At 51.4% G+C, this 16,602-nt stretch carries 9 protein-coding genes; all 9 read left to right on the forward strand.

What is annotated here, in order from left to right; genetic code table 11:
- The first annotated feature begins 19 nt into the window (after window positions 1-19).
- Complete coding sequence (locus tag GCU39_RS02940) at window positions 20-841, forward strand: SPL family radical SAM protein (protein WP_152392140.1); 822 nt, start codon at window positions 20-22, stop codon at window positions 839-841.
- Between the two features lie 113 nt (window positions 842-954).
- On the forward strand, window positions 955-4,506 hold the full coding sequence (gene addB, locus GCU39_RS02945; protein ID WP_152392141.1) for a helicase-exonuclease AddAB subunit AddB: 3,552 nt from the start codon (window positions 955-957) through the stop codon (window positions 4,504-4,506).
- Window positions 4,490-8,665: a helicase-exonuclease AddAB subunit AddA gene (gene addA / locus GCU39_RS02950; RefSeq protein ID WP_152392142.1), complete on the forward strand. Its 4,176-nt coding sequence runs from the start codon at window positions 4,490-4,492 to the stop codon at window positions 8,663-8,665. The genes addB and addA overlap by 17 nt, the downstream gene beginning before the upstream one ends.
- Window positions 8,666-8,998: 333 nt before the next feature.
- Entirely contained in the window at window positions 8,999-10,189 is a 1,191-nt protein-coding gene (locus GCU39_RS02955) for an exonuclease SbcCD subunit D (protein WP_152392143.1), read from the forward strand.
- Entirely contained in the window at window positions 10,186-13,653 is a 3,468-nt protein-coding gene (locus tag GCU39_RS02960; protein WP_152392144.1) for an AAA family ATPase, read from the forward strand. Before GCU39_RS02955 ends, GCU39_RS02960 begins: the two co-directional genes overlap by 4 nt.
- Window positions 13,654-13,926: 273 nt before the next feature.
- Window positions 13,927-14,277, forward strand: coding sequence for a histidine triad nucleotide-binding protein (locus GCU39_RS02965; RefSeq protein WP_152392145.1), 351 nt, complete (start codon window positions 13,927-13,929; stop codon window positions 14,275-14,277).
- Window positions 14,278-14,403: 126 nt separating this feature from the next.
- The gene (gene rpsU / locus GCU39_RS02970; RefSeq protein WP_005547957.1) at window positions 14,404-14,577 is read left to right on the forward strand and encodes a 30S ribosomal protein S21; all 174 of its coding nucleotides are present in this window, start codon (window positions 14,404-14,406) and stop codon (window positions 14,575-14,577) included.
- A gap of 16 nt (window positions 14,578-14,593) precedes the next feature.
- Window positions 14,594-15,037, forward strand: a complete 444-nt coding sequence (locus GCU39_RS02975) for a GatB/YqeY domain-containing protein (RefSeq protein WP_152392146.1) — start codon at window positions 14,594-14,596, stop codon at window positions 15,035-15,037.
- Between the two features lie 196 nt (window positions 15,038-15,233).
- Window positions 15,234-16,601, forward strand: coding sequence for an NfeD family protein (locus GCU39_RS02980; protein WP_152392147.1), 1,368 nt, complete (start codon window positions 15,234-15,236; stop codon window positions 16,599-16,601).
- Window position 16,602: the final 1 nt, after the last annotated feature.

Here is a 16,602-nt window from a genome sequence, read left to right on the forward strand (position 1 = left end):
ATTGGGAGGGGAAGACGAAGTGCAGCCAGAGTTAAAAGCCACACAGCCGAAAAGCATACTCACGGCGACGGGCGGGTTCCTGAAAGGATATTCACACTCTTTGAACCCTTACACGGGCTGCGCTTTCGCTTGCTCTTTTTGTTATGTGCGAAAGCTGCCCGTGTCTATATTTCGTAGTCAGCCTTGGGGTACCTGGGTTGATATGAAGCAGGGGGCAGCCGAGCTTCTTCGCAAAGAATTGATCCGTGCTAAGAAGAAAGGGCCGGTGACGATTTTTATGTCATCGAGCACAGATCCGTATCAACCAGTTGAATATGAAGCGCGCATCACACGCTCACTGCTTGAAGTCATGGCGGTAGAGAAACCGGATTTTCTATTCGTTCAGACACGCAGTCCGCTTGTAACGCGGGATATGGACTTATTCGAACAGCTACAGGATCGCATTCGGATCAGCATGACGATCGAGACGGACTTGGAGGCTGTGCGGAAGCAGTTCACGCCATCGGCACCGCCGATTATGGCGCGTTACAACGCATTACGTCAGTTGACCGAAGCAGGATTGCCAACACAAGCAACGGTGGCCCCCGTCTTACCAAGCTCGGAAGCATTTGGGGCATGGTTGTCACAGGCATCTCGCCGTGTCTGTGTAGACGATTATTTTATGGGTGATGGCAATCAAGGGAAACGTACCAAGGCGCTAGGTATTTCCAAGCTATATACGGAAGATCAAGCCGGATGGTATGATCCTGAGGCTTATCTCCGCGTGATCGCAACGCTTAAACCTCATTTTGATGAAGATCAGATATTCGTTAGCGAACAAGGTTTTGCTCCTACGTGTTAACCCTCGATTTTCCACTTCATTCGACATCTTCTTCCACAGCACAACAAATCGTCCAAATATGTTAATATAGATAGATAAAGCAGAACGGACGTTTGTAACTAAGGGGGAGCTGCATGTCAATTCAATTCGTAATCGGCCGCTCGGGCAGCGGCAAGACGCACTATATCCTGAACGAGGTCAAGGAGAAGCTGCGGCAGCAGCCGGACGGCGCGCCACTCATGATCTTGGTGCCAGAACAGGGGACATTTCAAGTCGAGCATGCTATCGTGAACTCGCCGGATGTGCAGGGAATGATTCGAGGTCAAGTCCTTAGCTTCAGGCGGCTTGCCTTTCGGGTCATGCAAGAAATTGGCGGTACAGCCTTGCTTCCGATTAATGATGAAGGCAAGAAAATGCTGCTCTATACTATTATCCACCGTCATCAGAAGGAGCTTCGTCTGTTCGGGAAATCGGCGGATCAGCTCGGTTTTGTCGATAAACTGAATGAACTCTACAACGAATTCAAGCGGTATTGCCTTGATGTCACGCAGCTCGAAGAGCATGAAGCATTCGCTGCACAGCATATGAGCAGTCAGACAATTGTGCAGGACAAGCTTCATGATATTACGCTGATCTATCGGGAGTTCGAGCAATCGCTTGCGAATCGTTATGTCGATTCGGAGCATTATCTTGCTCTCCTCGCTGAGGGGTTGCCGCAGATCGCGTCCATCGCGAATACGGAGATTTGGATTGACGGATTCCATGGGTTTACGCCGCAAGAATACCAGGTCTTGGAACAAATCGTAAAGTATGCGGCACGTGTAACGATCACTTGCTGTGTGGATAAGCCCTATGACGATGGAGTGCCGCCTCATGAACTCGAGCTGTTCCATCCTGCTGCGACGACCTATATGCAGATTCGTGCGCTAGCCGAGCAGCTGTCTGTTCCCGTGGAACCTTCGATTGTGCTCGAGGATTCGCCTCTTCCGCGCTACCTTCACAGTCCGATGCTATCCCATCTCGAACGGGCGTATGATCGCCGTACTCCCATGCGCATGGTTGATACAACGATCGTGCAGCCGGATAACCCTGCATGCGGGGTTACCCTGTATGGCGCTGTGAATCGCCGGGCAGAGGTTGAGGGTGTCGTTCGCGAGATGCTGAGACTATCTAGAGAACGCGGCGTCCGTTGGCGTGAGATGGCGATTATGGTACGTAATATTGCGGATTATGAAGAGCTGGTTACGACCATTTTTACGGACCATGATATTCCTTACTTCCTTGATCAGAAGAGAAAAGTACTGCATCATCCGTTAGTTGAATTCATTCGGTCCTCCCTTGAAATCGTGTCGAATCATTGGCGTTATGACGCTGTGTTTCGCGCGATCAAAACGGATTTTCTCTTGCCGGCAGATGGAAGCGTTGGCCGACATGAGATGGATAAACTAGAAAATTATGTCCTTGCAACGGGAATTCAAGGCTCGCGGTGGACCGATGGCCGGCCTTGGCGGAAGATGCATGCAGTCTCGCTGGATCCAAATGAGGATGCGAGCGCAACGGAATTAGAACTCGAGATGGATTCGAACGATGAGCTTGAACAATGCCGTGAACGAATTGTGCAGCCGCTGCATGCTTTTGAGAAGGCACTCAAAAATGCGCGTAACGTACGCGGTATGTGTGAAGCGGTGTATAGTCTGCTCGTTCGTGTTGAGGCGGCTAATCGGCTTGATCGCATGAGCCATGAGCAGGTGCTCGCAGGGCAGCCGCAGCGGGCCAAGGAACATCGGCAATTATGGGGCAATGTGATCGATATGCTCGATCAAATCGTTGAGATGATGGGTGACGAAGAACTAAGCATCGAGCTGTTCGCCGGCGTGGTGGAGACAGGCCTTGAGAGCATGAAGCTCGCCCTCGTCCCGGCTGCGCTGGATCAAGTCCTCATAGGCAGCATGGATCGTACACGTTCAGGTCAGATCAAACACTGCTTCATGCTGGGTGTAAATGACGGCGTCATACCGGCAAGGGCGATCGAAGATGGTGTCTTGACTGAGCAGGAGAGGGAGCGACTGGAAGAGATCGGGCTGCGACTTGCGCCCGGCATTCGTCGCAAATTGCTGGATGAGCGTTTTATTATTTATCAAGCCTTGACGACGCCTAGCGAGCATTTATGGGTGAGTTATCCGCTTGCCGATGAGGAAGGCAGAACGCTGCTTCCATCCGAGTTGATGCGTCATTTACGGACGATTTTCCCAGGAATTCAGGAACGGCTGCTCACAGGTGAACCGCATCCGCTTCAGTCTACGGAAGAGCAGCTCCGTTACATTGCTCATCCGGAACGGACATTGTCGTACCTGATCGTACAACTTCGCCAATGGCGACGCGGACTTGATATTGCGGAGTTCTGGTGGCAAGTATTCGATTGGTTCGCGAATCAAGAAGCGTGGCAGCCGAAGCTTCAGATGCTGCTGCAGTCGTTATTCTATCGCAATGACGTCGCTTCGCTGGGAGCCGAGACCAGTAGAAAATTGTATGGCGCGCATTTGAAATCGAGTGTATCGCGGATGGAGAAGTATGTCTCTTGTCCTTTCGCTCATTTTGCATCGCATGGGCTCAAACTGAAGGAACGGCAGTTATTCCGACTAGAAGCGCCGGACATCGGGCAGTTGTTTCATGCGGCGCTCAGCCAGATGGCCGTACAGTTCAAAGAAGAGAATCGCCATTGGGGCGATTTAACGCCGGAAGAATGCCGATTTGAAGCAGAGAAGATTGTGGATGCGCTGACGCCGCGCCTGCAAGGGGAAATATTGCTCAGCTCCAAACGGTTTGGATATATCGCACGCAAATTAAAAGAAATCGTGGGGCGTGCCGCAGCGATCTTAGGGGAGCATGCTCGACGAGGGTCGTTCGAGCCGATTGGTCTGGAGCTTGATTTTGGACCGGATAAGCCGCTCCCTTCACTGCAATTTACGCTGGATAACGGCTGTACGATGGAGATCGTCGGACGGATTGACCGCGTGGATAAGGCGGAAGGCGACAAAGGCGTCATGCTGCGCGTCATCGATTATAAGTCGAGTCAAACGGATCTCAAGCTGCATGAGGTGTATTATGGTCTATCCCTTCAAATGCTGACGTACCTCGACGTGCTCCTCACAAATGCGGAAGTGTGGCTAGGCGAGAAAGCATTGCCGGCAGGGACGTTGTACTTCCATGTACACAACCCGTTACTGCAAGCCTCGAACGGGCTGTCGCGCGAACAAGCGCATGAACAGACGCTCAAACGATTCAAGATGAAGGGGCTCGTGCTGGCAGATCGGGAGGCTGTGTCCTTAATGGATGCATCGCTCGACAAAGGCTATTCGCAGGTGCTGCCCGTTGCTGTGAAGGCAGACGGAGGCTTCTACAGCAATGCTTCAGTCGCGTCGATGGATCAGTGGGACACGCTGCGGACGGCGGTGAGATCTACGATCCGCCGTATCGGTACAGATATTACGAATGGTGAAGTAGCGATAGAACCTTACAAAATTGCGCAGACGACGGCTTGCGATCATTGCTCCTATAAGCCGGTCTGCCAATTCGATGAGTTAGTCGAAGGGAATCACTTCAAGAAGCTTGCGAAGCCGAAGAAAGATGACGTGTGGAATTTATTAGAGCAGAAGGGAGGGGCAAGCGATGACGATGAACAATAATGTTGTGCCGAAGCCGGAAGGCAGTCAGTGGACTGATGATCAATGGAGCGCGATCGTGCGGGGCGGGGAGAATATTCTTGTTGCTGCTGCAGCGGGTTCAGGAAAAACCGCGGTACTGGTTGAACGGATCATACGAAAGATTGCTTCTGAGGAAGAGCCGCTGAATGTCGATCAACTGCTTGTCGCAACCTTTACGAAGGCTGCGGCGGCGGAAATGCGTGAACGGATTCGGGAAGCGCTCGAGAAAGAACTGGATAAAAATCCGGACTCCGAGCACTTGCGGCGCCAGCTTGCCCTGATGAACCGGGCATCGATTACGACATTGCACTCCTTTTGCTTGGAAGTGATTCAGCGGTATTTTCAGTTGATTCCACTCGATCCGGCTTTTCGGATTGCCAATGAGACGGAGGCTGACTTCATTCGTCAGGAAGTGCTCGAGGATCTATTCGAAGCGCATTATGCGGAAGATGCCGAGGATAGCGATTTCCGTAAGCTTGTGGATTGGTTCAGCGGTGAACGCAGCGATGAGGCGATGGTACGACTTGTCCAGTCGCTCTATGATTTCTCTCGAAGTCATCCGTGGCCTCGTGAGTGGCTCTACACGATGGCAGATGCGTTCGCTGTTGAGGATGTATCGATGCTCGGACAGAGTGCTTGGGCGCAGAGCGTGGTTGCGGATGTGCGGCTGCAGTTGAACGGGATCGTTGGTGTTCTTCGGCAAGCCATGATGTTGATCGAGCAGCCTGGCGGGCCGGTGCCTTATCGGGATACGTTGATGGAAGACATGAGTATGGTACTATCGCTTCGTGATGCGGCAGAGGAAGCGCCATGGGAGATGCTCTATGAGCATTTTGCGTCGATGGCATTCGGGAAATTGAAGGCTTGCCGCGGAGAGCAATACAACAAGGAATTGCAGGATCAGGTCAAAGGGCTGCGAGATCAAGTGAAGAAGCTGTTAACAGCAATGCAGGAAGAATTATTCCGCAGGCCTCCTGAACTCTTCTTAGGAGAGATGCAGACACTTGCACCGCTCATGCGTACGTTGGCTGAGTTCGTCTTAAGCTTCGGCGAGAAGTACGAGCAGGCCAAACGGGCGAAAGGACTCGTTGACTTCTCGGATTTGGAGCATTATTGCTTGCAAATTCTAAGGCATCCAGCTTCTACGCTCGAAGAGACGTATCCTTCGGGCGCTGCGCTGGAGTACCAGACACAGTTCGCTGAAGTGCTGCTCGACGAATACCAAGATACGAATATGGTACAGGAAGCAATCGTATCCTTAATATCCAGGCCAGGAGCGGGTAACCGGTTCATGGTCGGCGACGTGAAGCAAAGTATTTATCGATTCCGTCTGGCAGAACCAGGCTTATTCTTGAACAAATATAAGTCCTACCCAGCCATGAGCAAGGGACAGGGACTACGTATTGATCTAGCGCGGAATTTCCGCAGCCGCCAAGAGATTGTAGATGCGGTCAACACGATTTTCCGCCAAATTATGAATGCCTCTGTTGCAGAGATCGATTACGACGAACGTGCTGAGCTTGTGTGCGGAGCAAAATATCCCGTAGGAGAAGAGGCGTTCGGACAGGAATACCCGGCAGAGCTGTGGTTAATTGATCGCGGCAATGGAGCGGGTACGCAAGGCGTTGAGCCGCTTGATGATGAGTCAGCTGATACAGAAGTCTCCAATGGCGAAGAAGAGGGTGGAGCGTCCATGCACCGTGCAGCGCAGCTGGATGCTGAGGAACTCATGACAGCTCAGCTTGAAGCGCGGTTGATTGCGACCCAAATTCGGCAGCTGATGGGTGAATACGGCACGCCGTTCCAAGTCTATGACAAGTTTCTGAAAGGCATGCGCAGCGTTACGTATCGCGACATCGTTATTCTGCTGCGGGCAACGCAGCAATGGGCACCTCTGATGATTGAGCAGCTGAGGTTGGAAGGGATCCCAGCCTATGCAGAATTGAATACGGGTTATTTTGAAGCGACGGAAGTGGAAGTGATGATCTCCTTGTTGAAGGTCATCGACAATCCGGTGCAAGACATCCCGCTCGCGGGCGTGCTTCGGTCTCCGATCGTGAATCTGACCGCAGAGGAGCTTGCGCAAATTCGTCTGCATGGCAAAGGACTTACTTTCTATGAAGCCATGGTGAAGCTGACGATGGAGGATGAGGTCAGGAGGGACGATCTGTCTGTCGAACGAGGGTTGCTTACGAAGCTGCGGCGCTTCATGGACCGGCTTGCGTATTGGCGAGATGAAGCGCGCCAAGGATCGCTGTCTGAGCTGCTGTGGCGAATCTATCGCGAGACAGGCTATTACGACTGGGTCGGCGGTTTACCGGGTGGAACGCAGCGCCAAGCGAACTTGCGTGCGTTATATGATCGGGCTCGTCAGTATGAGTCGACATCTCTCCGCGGATTGTTCCGTTTCCTTCGTTTTATTGAACGAATGCAGGACAATGGAGGGGATCTTGGTACAGCAAGGGCGCTCGGGGAGCAAGAGGATGTCGTGCGCATCATGACGATTCATAAGAGCAAAGGGCTGGAGTTCCCGGTCGTCTTCGTAGCAGGCTTATCCAAAATGTTCAATCAGCAGGATCTGAGCGCATCGTTCCTCATGCACAAGCAGCTTGGCTTCGGTCCGAGGTATATGGATCAGGAGCTGCGCGTGGCCTATCCGACGCTGCCGAGCCTTGCGATCAAACGGCAGATCAAGATGGAATTGCTCGCGGAAGAAATGCGGGTACTGTACGTTGCATTGACACGTCCGAAGGAGAAACTCTATCTCATCGGCTCGGTTCGTAATGTTGAGAAGCAATTGCAGACCTGGGGACAAGCGGTCGATCAAACGGATTTGCTGCTGCCTGATTATATGCTGGCACGTGGGCGGAGTTATTTGGATTGGATAGCACCGTCATTGATGCGGCATCGCGACGGCTCTGAACTACGGCGCTTAGGAGGGCTGCCGAACCGTGCAGGCGATTGTCTGGCGGATGATCCGTCGAAGTGGTACATCTCCGTCGTACCGGCGGAGGAAGTCCAGCAGTGGGCAGCCGTCGGACTTGAGACGGTCGATCAAGATGATGCATACATGGCGAAGTTAAATCTCGTCAGACAGATGGCGGAGGGTCAGGTGGCAGGACTGCAATCAGCGGTGTCAAACGCCTCTGCCTCAGTATCTGAAGAGACTGCACTCCAAGAAATTGTTGATGGACAGCTTGAATTGTGGTTGGACGAGCCAACAGCGGAGCCTTCAGATGTGGATGTAGATTCGAACGTGCTTATAGGCATTGAAGCTGTTGCACGCAACTTGATCTCGAAGCGGCTCGAATGGCGCTATCCCCATCATCTGGCAAGCGGCGTGGCGGCGAAGACGACGGTGACTGAGATGAAACGGATGCTGCAAATGCAGGAAGAGGATCCTGCGGAGGAGCTGTACCAAGAGATATTTACGAATGATGATGAGGACGAAGGGCAGTTAGAAATGCGTCAGACGTCGGAGGATGAATCGATCTTGTCGCTCCATCTTCGTCGTCCGAGGTTCATGGAGAAGAAAAAGCTAACGCCTACGGAGCGAGGAACGGTCTATCACTTAGTTATGCAGCATGTCCCCATCGGATCTGATCTGGGAATCGATGCGGACGGTGTGAGTTCTTTGTTGAACCAAATGGTGGAGCGTCGCTTGATTTCGGATGAACAGCGAAGAGCGGTTGATCCGGCAAGCGTCGCAGCCTTCTATGCAAGCGAGATCGGTTCAGAGTTAACGGCTGCGAAATGGGTCAAACGTGAGATACCTTTCAGCTTCGGGCTGCAAGCGACGGAGGCGATCCCCCATTTGAGGAAGATGCAAGAAGAAGCGGTGGTGCATCCGGACATGGATCGTCTTCAGGTTGAGGCGATGGATTTGTCATCGCTTGATGGGGAAACCGTCTTAATTCAAGGGGTGATCGACTGTCTATATGAACGTGAGGACGGCGCTCTGGTGTTGCTCGATTACAAGACGGACCGTATTCCCCCAGGGGAAAAGGGTTTGATGGAAGTGGCGGAGCGTTATCGATTCCAATTGGAGCTATACAAGTCGGCGATTGAGCGGATGTGGAGACGTCCCGTGGATGCCTTGGTGTTATATTTCTTTGATGGATGTCATGTCGTGCACTTATAGAGGTTGTTCAAAAAGTCATCATTTGATCACGAAGTGATTCGAGAAGTGTAATCGACATCGAATCTTGCGTTCACCTTCGAAGAGCATATGCTTACGGAGTATGTTTCCTTTGGAAACATTTCAGGTACTCATTTAGGTTTTGCCTAAACTCCGTTCCTCTAAAAGTTTTTTCGAAGAAAAACTCGCTACGGAAGCATGGCCACTTCAGGTTCTCGCAACCTTCTCGGTGCTGAAATGCCGACTTTTTGAACATGCACTTATAGAAACCCCGGCTGTTACTGATACAGTTCCGTGGTCGTAATAGGAAGTAGGAAGGTAGAGGAGGAACGCAGGATGCGGATATTGCATACGGCGGATTGGCATTTTGGCCGAACGCTGGAAGGCCGAAGCCGATTGGAAGAGCAGGCGGCATTCGTGGACGAATTGGTGCGGCTTACGGAGGAACAGCAAATTGATCTTATATTGCTCGCGGGAGATATTTATGACTCCGTCAATCCGCCCGCGGGTGCGGAGCAGCTCTTCTACGAAGCGATGGCACGCTTGTCCGCGGGCGGCAGCAGACCGATTGCCGTTATTGCAGGCAATCACGATCAACCCGAGCGGCTCGCGGCCGTAGGCCCGCTCGTCGCGCGAGCAGGCATCACGATCGCCGGTCTCCCGACCGGCGATGTGATGCGCTTCGCGGCGCCGCGCACGGGCGAGCGCGCGGTCGTTGCCGCGCTGCCCTACCCGTCAGAAGCTCGGCTCGCCGAGCTTCTGACGGGGGAGGATGCCGACGAATCCGGCATCCGCAGCGCGTACAGCGCGCGCGTTGGGCGTCTGCTGCGCCAGCAAGCGCAGCAGTTCGCCAAGGACACGGTAAATGTGGCGATGAGTCACATTTACGTGCTTGGGGGCGTGGAATCAGACTCGGAACGTCCGATTCAGGTGGGCGGTGCCTACACAGTAGACACCGCTGCACTTGCGACCGGCGCCCAGTACACGGCGCTCGGTCACCTTCACCGCCCGCAGATGGTGAAGGGCGAAGGGATGATTCGCTACAGCGGATCGCCGCTGGCTTACAGCTTCTCGGAAGCCGGACAAGCCAAATCCGTGACGATATTGGATATCGCACCGGGACAGGCTGCCTCCCCGCAAGAGATCTTCTTAAGCAGCGGACGCTCGCTGGTTCGCTGGCAGGCGCGGGGTGGCATGGAGGAAGTCTATCGCTGGCTTGACGAGGGCCGCGATGCACGGGCATGGATCGATCTCGAGATCCGATTGACGGAAGCGATGACGATGGAGCAAATCCAGCATCTTCGCAAGATGCACGATGGTATTGTGAATATTCGTCCCATCTATCCGGAAATGGAGTCTTCTGAGCTGCTCTTAGCAAATCGATCCGAGATGCCTATCGATGAATTGTTCCGTCGTTTCTATGAGCGGCAGACCGGGGGAGCGGAGCCGAATCCAGAGCTCGTGCAATTGTTCTTAGAGCTTATTCATCATTCGAATCCCTTAGAGAACGGAGGGGAATCGGCATGAAGCCAATCCATTTGAAATTATCTGGCCTTCAGAGTTACCGTGACGCGCAGGAGATCGATTTTACGGCGCTGTGCGAGACGGGATTGTTTGGGATTTTCGGGCCTACGGGCAGCGGTAAGTCGACGGTGCTCGATGCAATCACACTTGCGATGTATGGGAAGGTGGAACGCGCTGCGAATGGAACGCAAGGGATCATGAACCTGAACGAGAACCAGCTTGCAGTGTCCTTTACCTTTGAATTGTTGTCCGTAGACGGGCCGAAGCGGTACCGCGTTGAACGTCGATTCAAACGAATGAACGAGATTTCGATTAGTAATACGGTAAGTCGCTTCGTTGAGATTACGGCGGAAGGAGAAGCCGTTCTCGCCGACAAGTTGGCAGATGTGACGCGATGTGTCGAGGAGATTATCGGTCTGACCATTACGGATTTCACGCGTGCTGTTGTGCTGCCGCAAGGGAAGTTCGCCGAGTTCCTTGCTCTGAAGGGCAGTGAACGCCGACAGATGCTTCAGCGTCTATTCCATTTGGAGAAGTATGGCGATGAGTTAATGTTCGGGCTAAGCCGTCGTCTGAAGGAGACCGACGTACGTCTGAAGGAAGTTGCCGCAGAGCAGCAGGGACTAGGGGATGCTTCTGAAGCAACGGTAAGCCAAGCCTCGGAGACGCTTGAGCAGGCACGCCAGCAAGCAGAGGAACAACGGATGAAACGCAAGAAGTTAGAGACTGAAGTTGATCGCGTGAAGGCGACGCGGGACCAAGGTTTAGAATTATCGGGGCTTTTGCATAAGCAAGCTGAATTGACAACAAAGGATCCACACATCGCGGAGCTTGAGCAAATGTTGACTCGTGCGGATGCAGCAAGACGTCTTATTCCTTTTCTCCACGAATATGAACAGTCTGCGCTTCAATTGGCGGAACGCAAGGCAGTACTTGCAACGGTTACGCAGAAGGAACAGCATGCGCGCGAAGCTGCTGAACGGGCTGCAACGACATTTGATGAGAGACAACGACAGTTATCGGAACAGGAGCCCAAGCTGCTCCTGCGTCTGGACCATCTAGAACAAGCTCGTTCTTTAGAACAAGAATGCAAGCAACTGAAACAAGAGACAGCCGAGCTTGCGCAGCGGAACGCACAAAATGCAGAACAACAAGCTGGCGTAACCGAACAGCTCGCGAAGCTGCAACTTCAGCGTGAGAAGGCGCTCAAACGTCAAGCGGAGCTAACTGAAGCGCTAAAAGCGAATGAAGTGCGTCCGGAATGGCGCGAGCAGGTTCAACGCGCGGATCGTCTTCATCAATCCATCGAAGCTTTAGATCGCCAATGGCAGGGGGCAACATCGGAACTCGAAGCGATTGCTGAGCGGATGAAGCAAGCCGAACAAGCGCATCAAGCACAAGAAGCCTTAGAGCGGGAGATATATGATGAGAATCTTCGTACGTTGGATCGGATTCATAGCCTGTACGTGTCCTTGCATCGCGAACAGAAGCGGCACGCAAACCTACAACAGGTGCTCACGGATGAGATTACTCGGCTGCGGCGTGTAGAGCGAGAGCAAGAGATTGAGATGTTATCCGCCAAGCTTGCCGAACAATTGGTCCAAGGGGAGCCGTGTCCCGTGTGCGGTTCGACGGCGCACCAGAGCCACTCGCGAGATAAGCAGGATAAGGTGCTGCGAGATAATAAGTCTGCAGATATCTCCGCACAACTTACTGCGGCAGAGCCTCTAGTCCAAGCGCTGCATGAAATGAAAGCGGCGAGTTTGCAGCTTATCTCCAGATTGCATGCTCTTCCAACTGCGCTTGAAATGGAAGGGACAGGCATATCATCGCAGCTAGAAGCGGCTGTGACGCTGCAGGGAGAGCAAGGATCTCTCGAACAGGAGGAAGCCTCGCAGTCTATGACGGCCGAGCTAGATGGTCTGCAAGCAGCATATGCAAGCCAACGTACAGCGCAGAAAGAGTACAGCACGGAGGTTGAACAATTAGAGCAATTCGCAAAGCAGCATCGTGCACGTGTATCAGGGCTTCAGCGTCAGTCTTCTCAGCTTCGTGCAGATCGTCAAGCATTGGAAGAACTGCATCATAGCCAGCAGCGAATGATTCAATCGATTACGAACGAACGAGCTGTCTTGCTTGAACAGTGGGAGAAGCAAATTCCTACCGCTATTGCGCGGGTATCCATCGAATCGATCTTGCTGGAATTGAAGAACAAAGATGAGCAGCTGCATGATATTCAGGATCGATTGGAACGCAGCGTCCCTTTTATTGATGAGATGAATGCACAGCTGCTGGCGAAGAGTCAAGAACTTGCAGCGCTAGAGAAGGACGGCGTCTTGATCATGGCTCAACTCGAAGGGAAATCACAGCTAGTCCTTGAAAAAGAAGTCAGACTTCAACAACTTATCGGTCTGGATGCAGCTGTGCAGACAGTAGCAGGCTTAATTCTTGAGACAGAAGCGAAGTTGTCAACGCTTCGTGCCGATGCTCTATCCGCTAAGTCTCTAAGAGACCAAGCGAATACACTGCTCCAGACGTTATCAGCAGAAGCCGTTCAAGCCCAGCAGTCCGCATTATCCGCCGAAGAACGCGCGGCACAAGCGGAACGAATCTGGATTCAGCAAAGGTCGGATTCGATATTCACGCCGCAAGAGGATGTGCGTCGAGCGACATTGACGCAGGAGCAGATGGCTGATTATCAACAGGCCATTTCGTTACACCGACAACTTCAACAACAGTTTGCTTCTCAGATTCAGCGGCTTGAAGAGAAACTTCAAGGCGAGCGAGTCTCGGAAGACGCATGGGAGCAATTGATGCAATCTATGCAGCAGCAGCTGGCTCAGGATGAAGAGGCTGTACGTGCGAAAGCGAAGGCAGAACGAGATCTCGAAGAACTGACGCGAAGAGCAGAGCGATGGTCTGTATTAGAACAGCAGCGTATTGTCGAACAAGCGCTGCTCGAACGGTTATCACAGCTTCAGGCGGTCTTCCGCGGCAATGCCTTCGTTGAATTCATCGCGGAAGAGCAGCTGATGCAAGTTAGCCGCGCCGCTTCAGAGCGTTTACGCTTCTTGACCAAGCAGCGTTACGCTTTAGAAGTAGACTCCACAGGTGGATTCGTCATTCGAGATGATGCGAACGGCGGCGTTCGGCGCCCGGTATCGACCTTATCGGGCGGAGAGACCTTCTTGACTTCACTCGCACTGGCGCTAGCCCTATCCGCGCAGATTCAGCTTCAAGGCAAATATCCGCTGCAATTCTTCTTCCTCGATGAAGGATTCGGTACGCTGGATCCTGAGCTGTTGGATACCGTGATTACGGCACTTGAGAAGCTGCATCTGGATCGGTTGACTGTGGGGATCATTAGTCACGTGCCTGAACTTCGGGCCCGTCTCCCTCGGAAACTTGTCGTAACGCCTGCACAGCAATCAGGAGAGGGTTCGACGATTGCTCTAGAATCGATTTAGCGAAAACTGTTATACTCTGTGATACACTTCACAGAGTATAATGAATCCTGCTGTTATAATACAATTAACCGACATCCTTGTTGAGCACTTGTTAGAAATATACGCTGATCCTTACCACGGAAGGAAGCAACCTAGAATCGTCAGCAAGATTCTCGGCGTATATCTCTAACATGTGCTCTTTTTTTTCGTGTGGATTGGACTCTGGGCTAATTTTTTTGTATGATGGTATTATCGAAATCATCAGAACTGATACTATGCATGGGGGTTGCCTAGATGGATTGCATTTTCTGTAAAATTGTTGAGGGAACAATCCCTTCGAAGAAAGTATTCGAGAACGAACGCATTGTCGCGTTCTATGATATTCAGCCTTCAGCAGCACAGCATGTGTTGATCATTCCGAAGAAACATATCGCGACGATGAATGATGTGGAAGCGGAAGACCTTGCGCTGATCGGTGAAATCCATCAGGCAGCACAACAGATCGCTAGGGAGCTAGGCATCGCAGAATCCGGTTATCGCTTGATTAACAATTGTGGACCTGACAGCGGTCAAGTGGTATTCCATATTCATTACCATCTGCTCGGGGGAGAGAAATTAGGCGCCCTTGTAGGGAGCAGAGACTAATTTTTAGGCTCAGTAGAAATAGGAAATGGAGTCATAGTTGACACCATATTTCCTTTTCACATATAATGAAATTTGATGAACCGTGTTATCCGTCTTGGACGGTCTGGTCGGAGGGAGGGAAAACTGGTGTCTGAAACTAAAGTTCGCAAAAACGAAACAATTGATGCTGCACTTCGTCGCTTTAAGCGCTCCATTGCTAAAGATGGTGTATTGGCTGAAGTGAAGAAACGCAAGCACTATGAAAAGCCAAGTGTTAAGCGCAAGAAAAAGTCCGAGGCTGCTCGTAAGAGAAAGTTTTAGGAGGATCTAACTACCAATGAATTTAAGCGAACGATTGAACGAAGATATGAAGCAAGCGATGAAAAGTCAAGACAAGTTCAAACTCTCCACCATTCGAATGGTTCGCTCGGCGATTAAGAATCTTGAAATAGATTTGAAAAGAACTTTGAATGACGAAGAAGTGCTTGAAATTCTAGGTCGTGAAATCAAACAGCGAAAAGATTCCCTCCAAGAATTTACTAAGGCAGGTCGTGACGACCTCGCCACAAACTTAAAAGCAGAAATCGAATTGATTGGTCAGTACCTACCTGTCCAGCTTACTGAAGAAGAGATTAAAGTGATTGTACAGCAGACCATCCAGGAAACCGGTGCTTCTTCTAAAGCCGATATGGGTAAGGTTATGAGTGCTCTAATGCCGAAGGTAAAAGGGCGCGCTGACGGTAAAATAGTGAACCAAGCGGTATCACAGTTTCTGCAATAAACCTAAACATCCTACGTATGTGGAATGTTTTAGACTGCCGGCAACAATGTTGTCGGCAGTCTTTTTAATATGCACAAAATTACTGCTACGGACGGTTACAACGGCTGCGATTGATTTTCTTGAAACGAAAAATCTTCATCTACGTATAACTAGTATCAGTCTTTGACGATATTTGACAGAGAAAGGGGGAAACAGATTGCGTCATTTCTGGAAACATTTTATATCTTATGGATTGTTAATGGTGATTAGCATTGCGGCCATATCGGGCGCGGTGCTTGGGGGGATTCCAGACAAAGGTCACGCAGCGGCGGCAGGGAAACAGCTTGTCTATGTCATTCCTGTTGCGCATGAGATTGAATCGGGACTGCAGCGATTTCTAGAACGATCGTTTGAAAAGGCGGAAGAAGCTCAGGCTTCTCTCATCGTCCTTGAAGTCAATACACCGGGCGGCGTGCTCGGTAATGCGATGGAGATTGGGAAGTTAATCTTAGAATCGAAGATCCCGACGCTTGCTTATATCAAGGGAGAAGCGGCTTCAGCCGGCAGTTACATTTCGCTCTGTGCAGATCAGATTGTAATGGCTGACGGGAGTATGATTGGCGCTGCATCCATTGTTGATTCCTTAGGCAGACCGGTAGACAATCCGAAGTACACAGCGGCTTGGTCTAGCGTGATGGTTGCAGCTGCGCAAGCGAATAAGCGTAATGCAGATATAGCGGCAGGGATGGTGGATAAGGATCTTGTCGTTGATATGAAGGCGATTTCTCGAGTGAAGAAGCAAGGTGAGATTATCTCTCTATCTGCGCAAGATGCACTAGCTGTTGGTTATGCGGATCGCATTGTGAAGTCGATGGATGAAGCCGTACAATTTACGGGGATCTCAGATTACCAGCTCGTACAAGTTGAACAATCATGGATGGAGAAGCTGGCAGGCTGGCTTACGAGTCCTGTGGTCTCGACGTTGTTATTATTCCTTGGCATCGCGGGGGTAACGATTGAATTAATCGTTCCTGGCTTTGGTATCCCAGGGATCATCGGGCTGCTTGGCTTTGGGCTCTACTTCTTCGGTAACTATGTGGCTGGATTTGCGGAGCAGGAGTCGCTTGTCTTGTTCGTCTTAGGGATCATCTTGCTTGTTCTAGAGTTGTTTGTGCCAAGCTTTGGAATATTAGGTATACTAGGTTCAGGGTCCTTGATTGCTAGCGTCGTGATGGCTGCATTTGATACATCGAGTGCACTCGTATCCTTGGGGATTGCTTTTGTGGCGGCTGTGATTGTTGTCATCATAGTTGCGAGAATATTCAAGCATCGAGGGATATGGAATCGGTTCATTCTGAAGGATCGATTAACAGCCGAAGAAGGCTATGTCTCTGCGGAATCCCACTTGGAATTGTTGCATCAAGAGGGTGTGAGCCTAACGCCGCTTCGTCCTTCTGGTGCGGTTCAGATTGGCGAGGAACGTATCGATGTGGTCACGGATGGTACCTTTGTGGATGCGCATCGTAAAGTGGTTGTTACGCGAATTGATGGGACTCGAATTATCGTTCGTGAGATCGAAAAATAAA

It is taken from the genome of Paenibacillus guangzhouensis, assembly GCF_009363075.1.
Taxonomy (GTDB): domain Bacteria; phylum Bacillota; class Bacilli; order Paenibacillales; family Paenibacillaceae; genus Paenibacillus_K; species Paenibacillus_K guangzhouensis.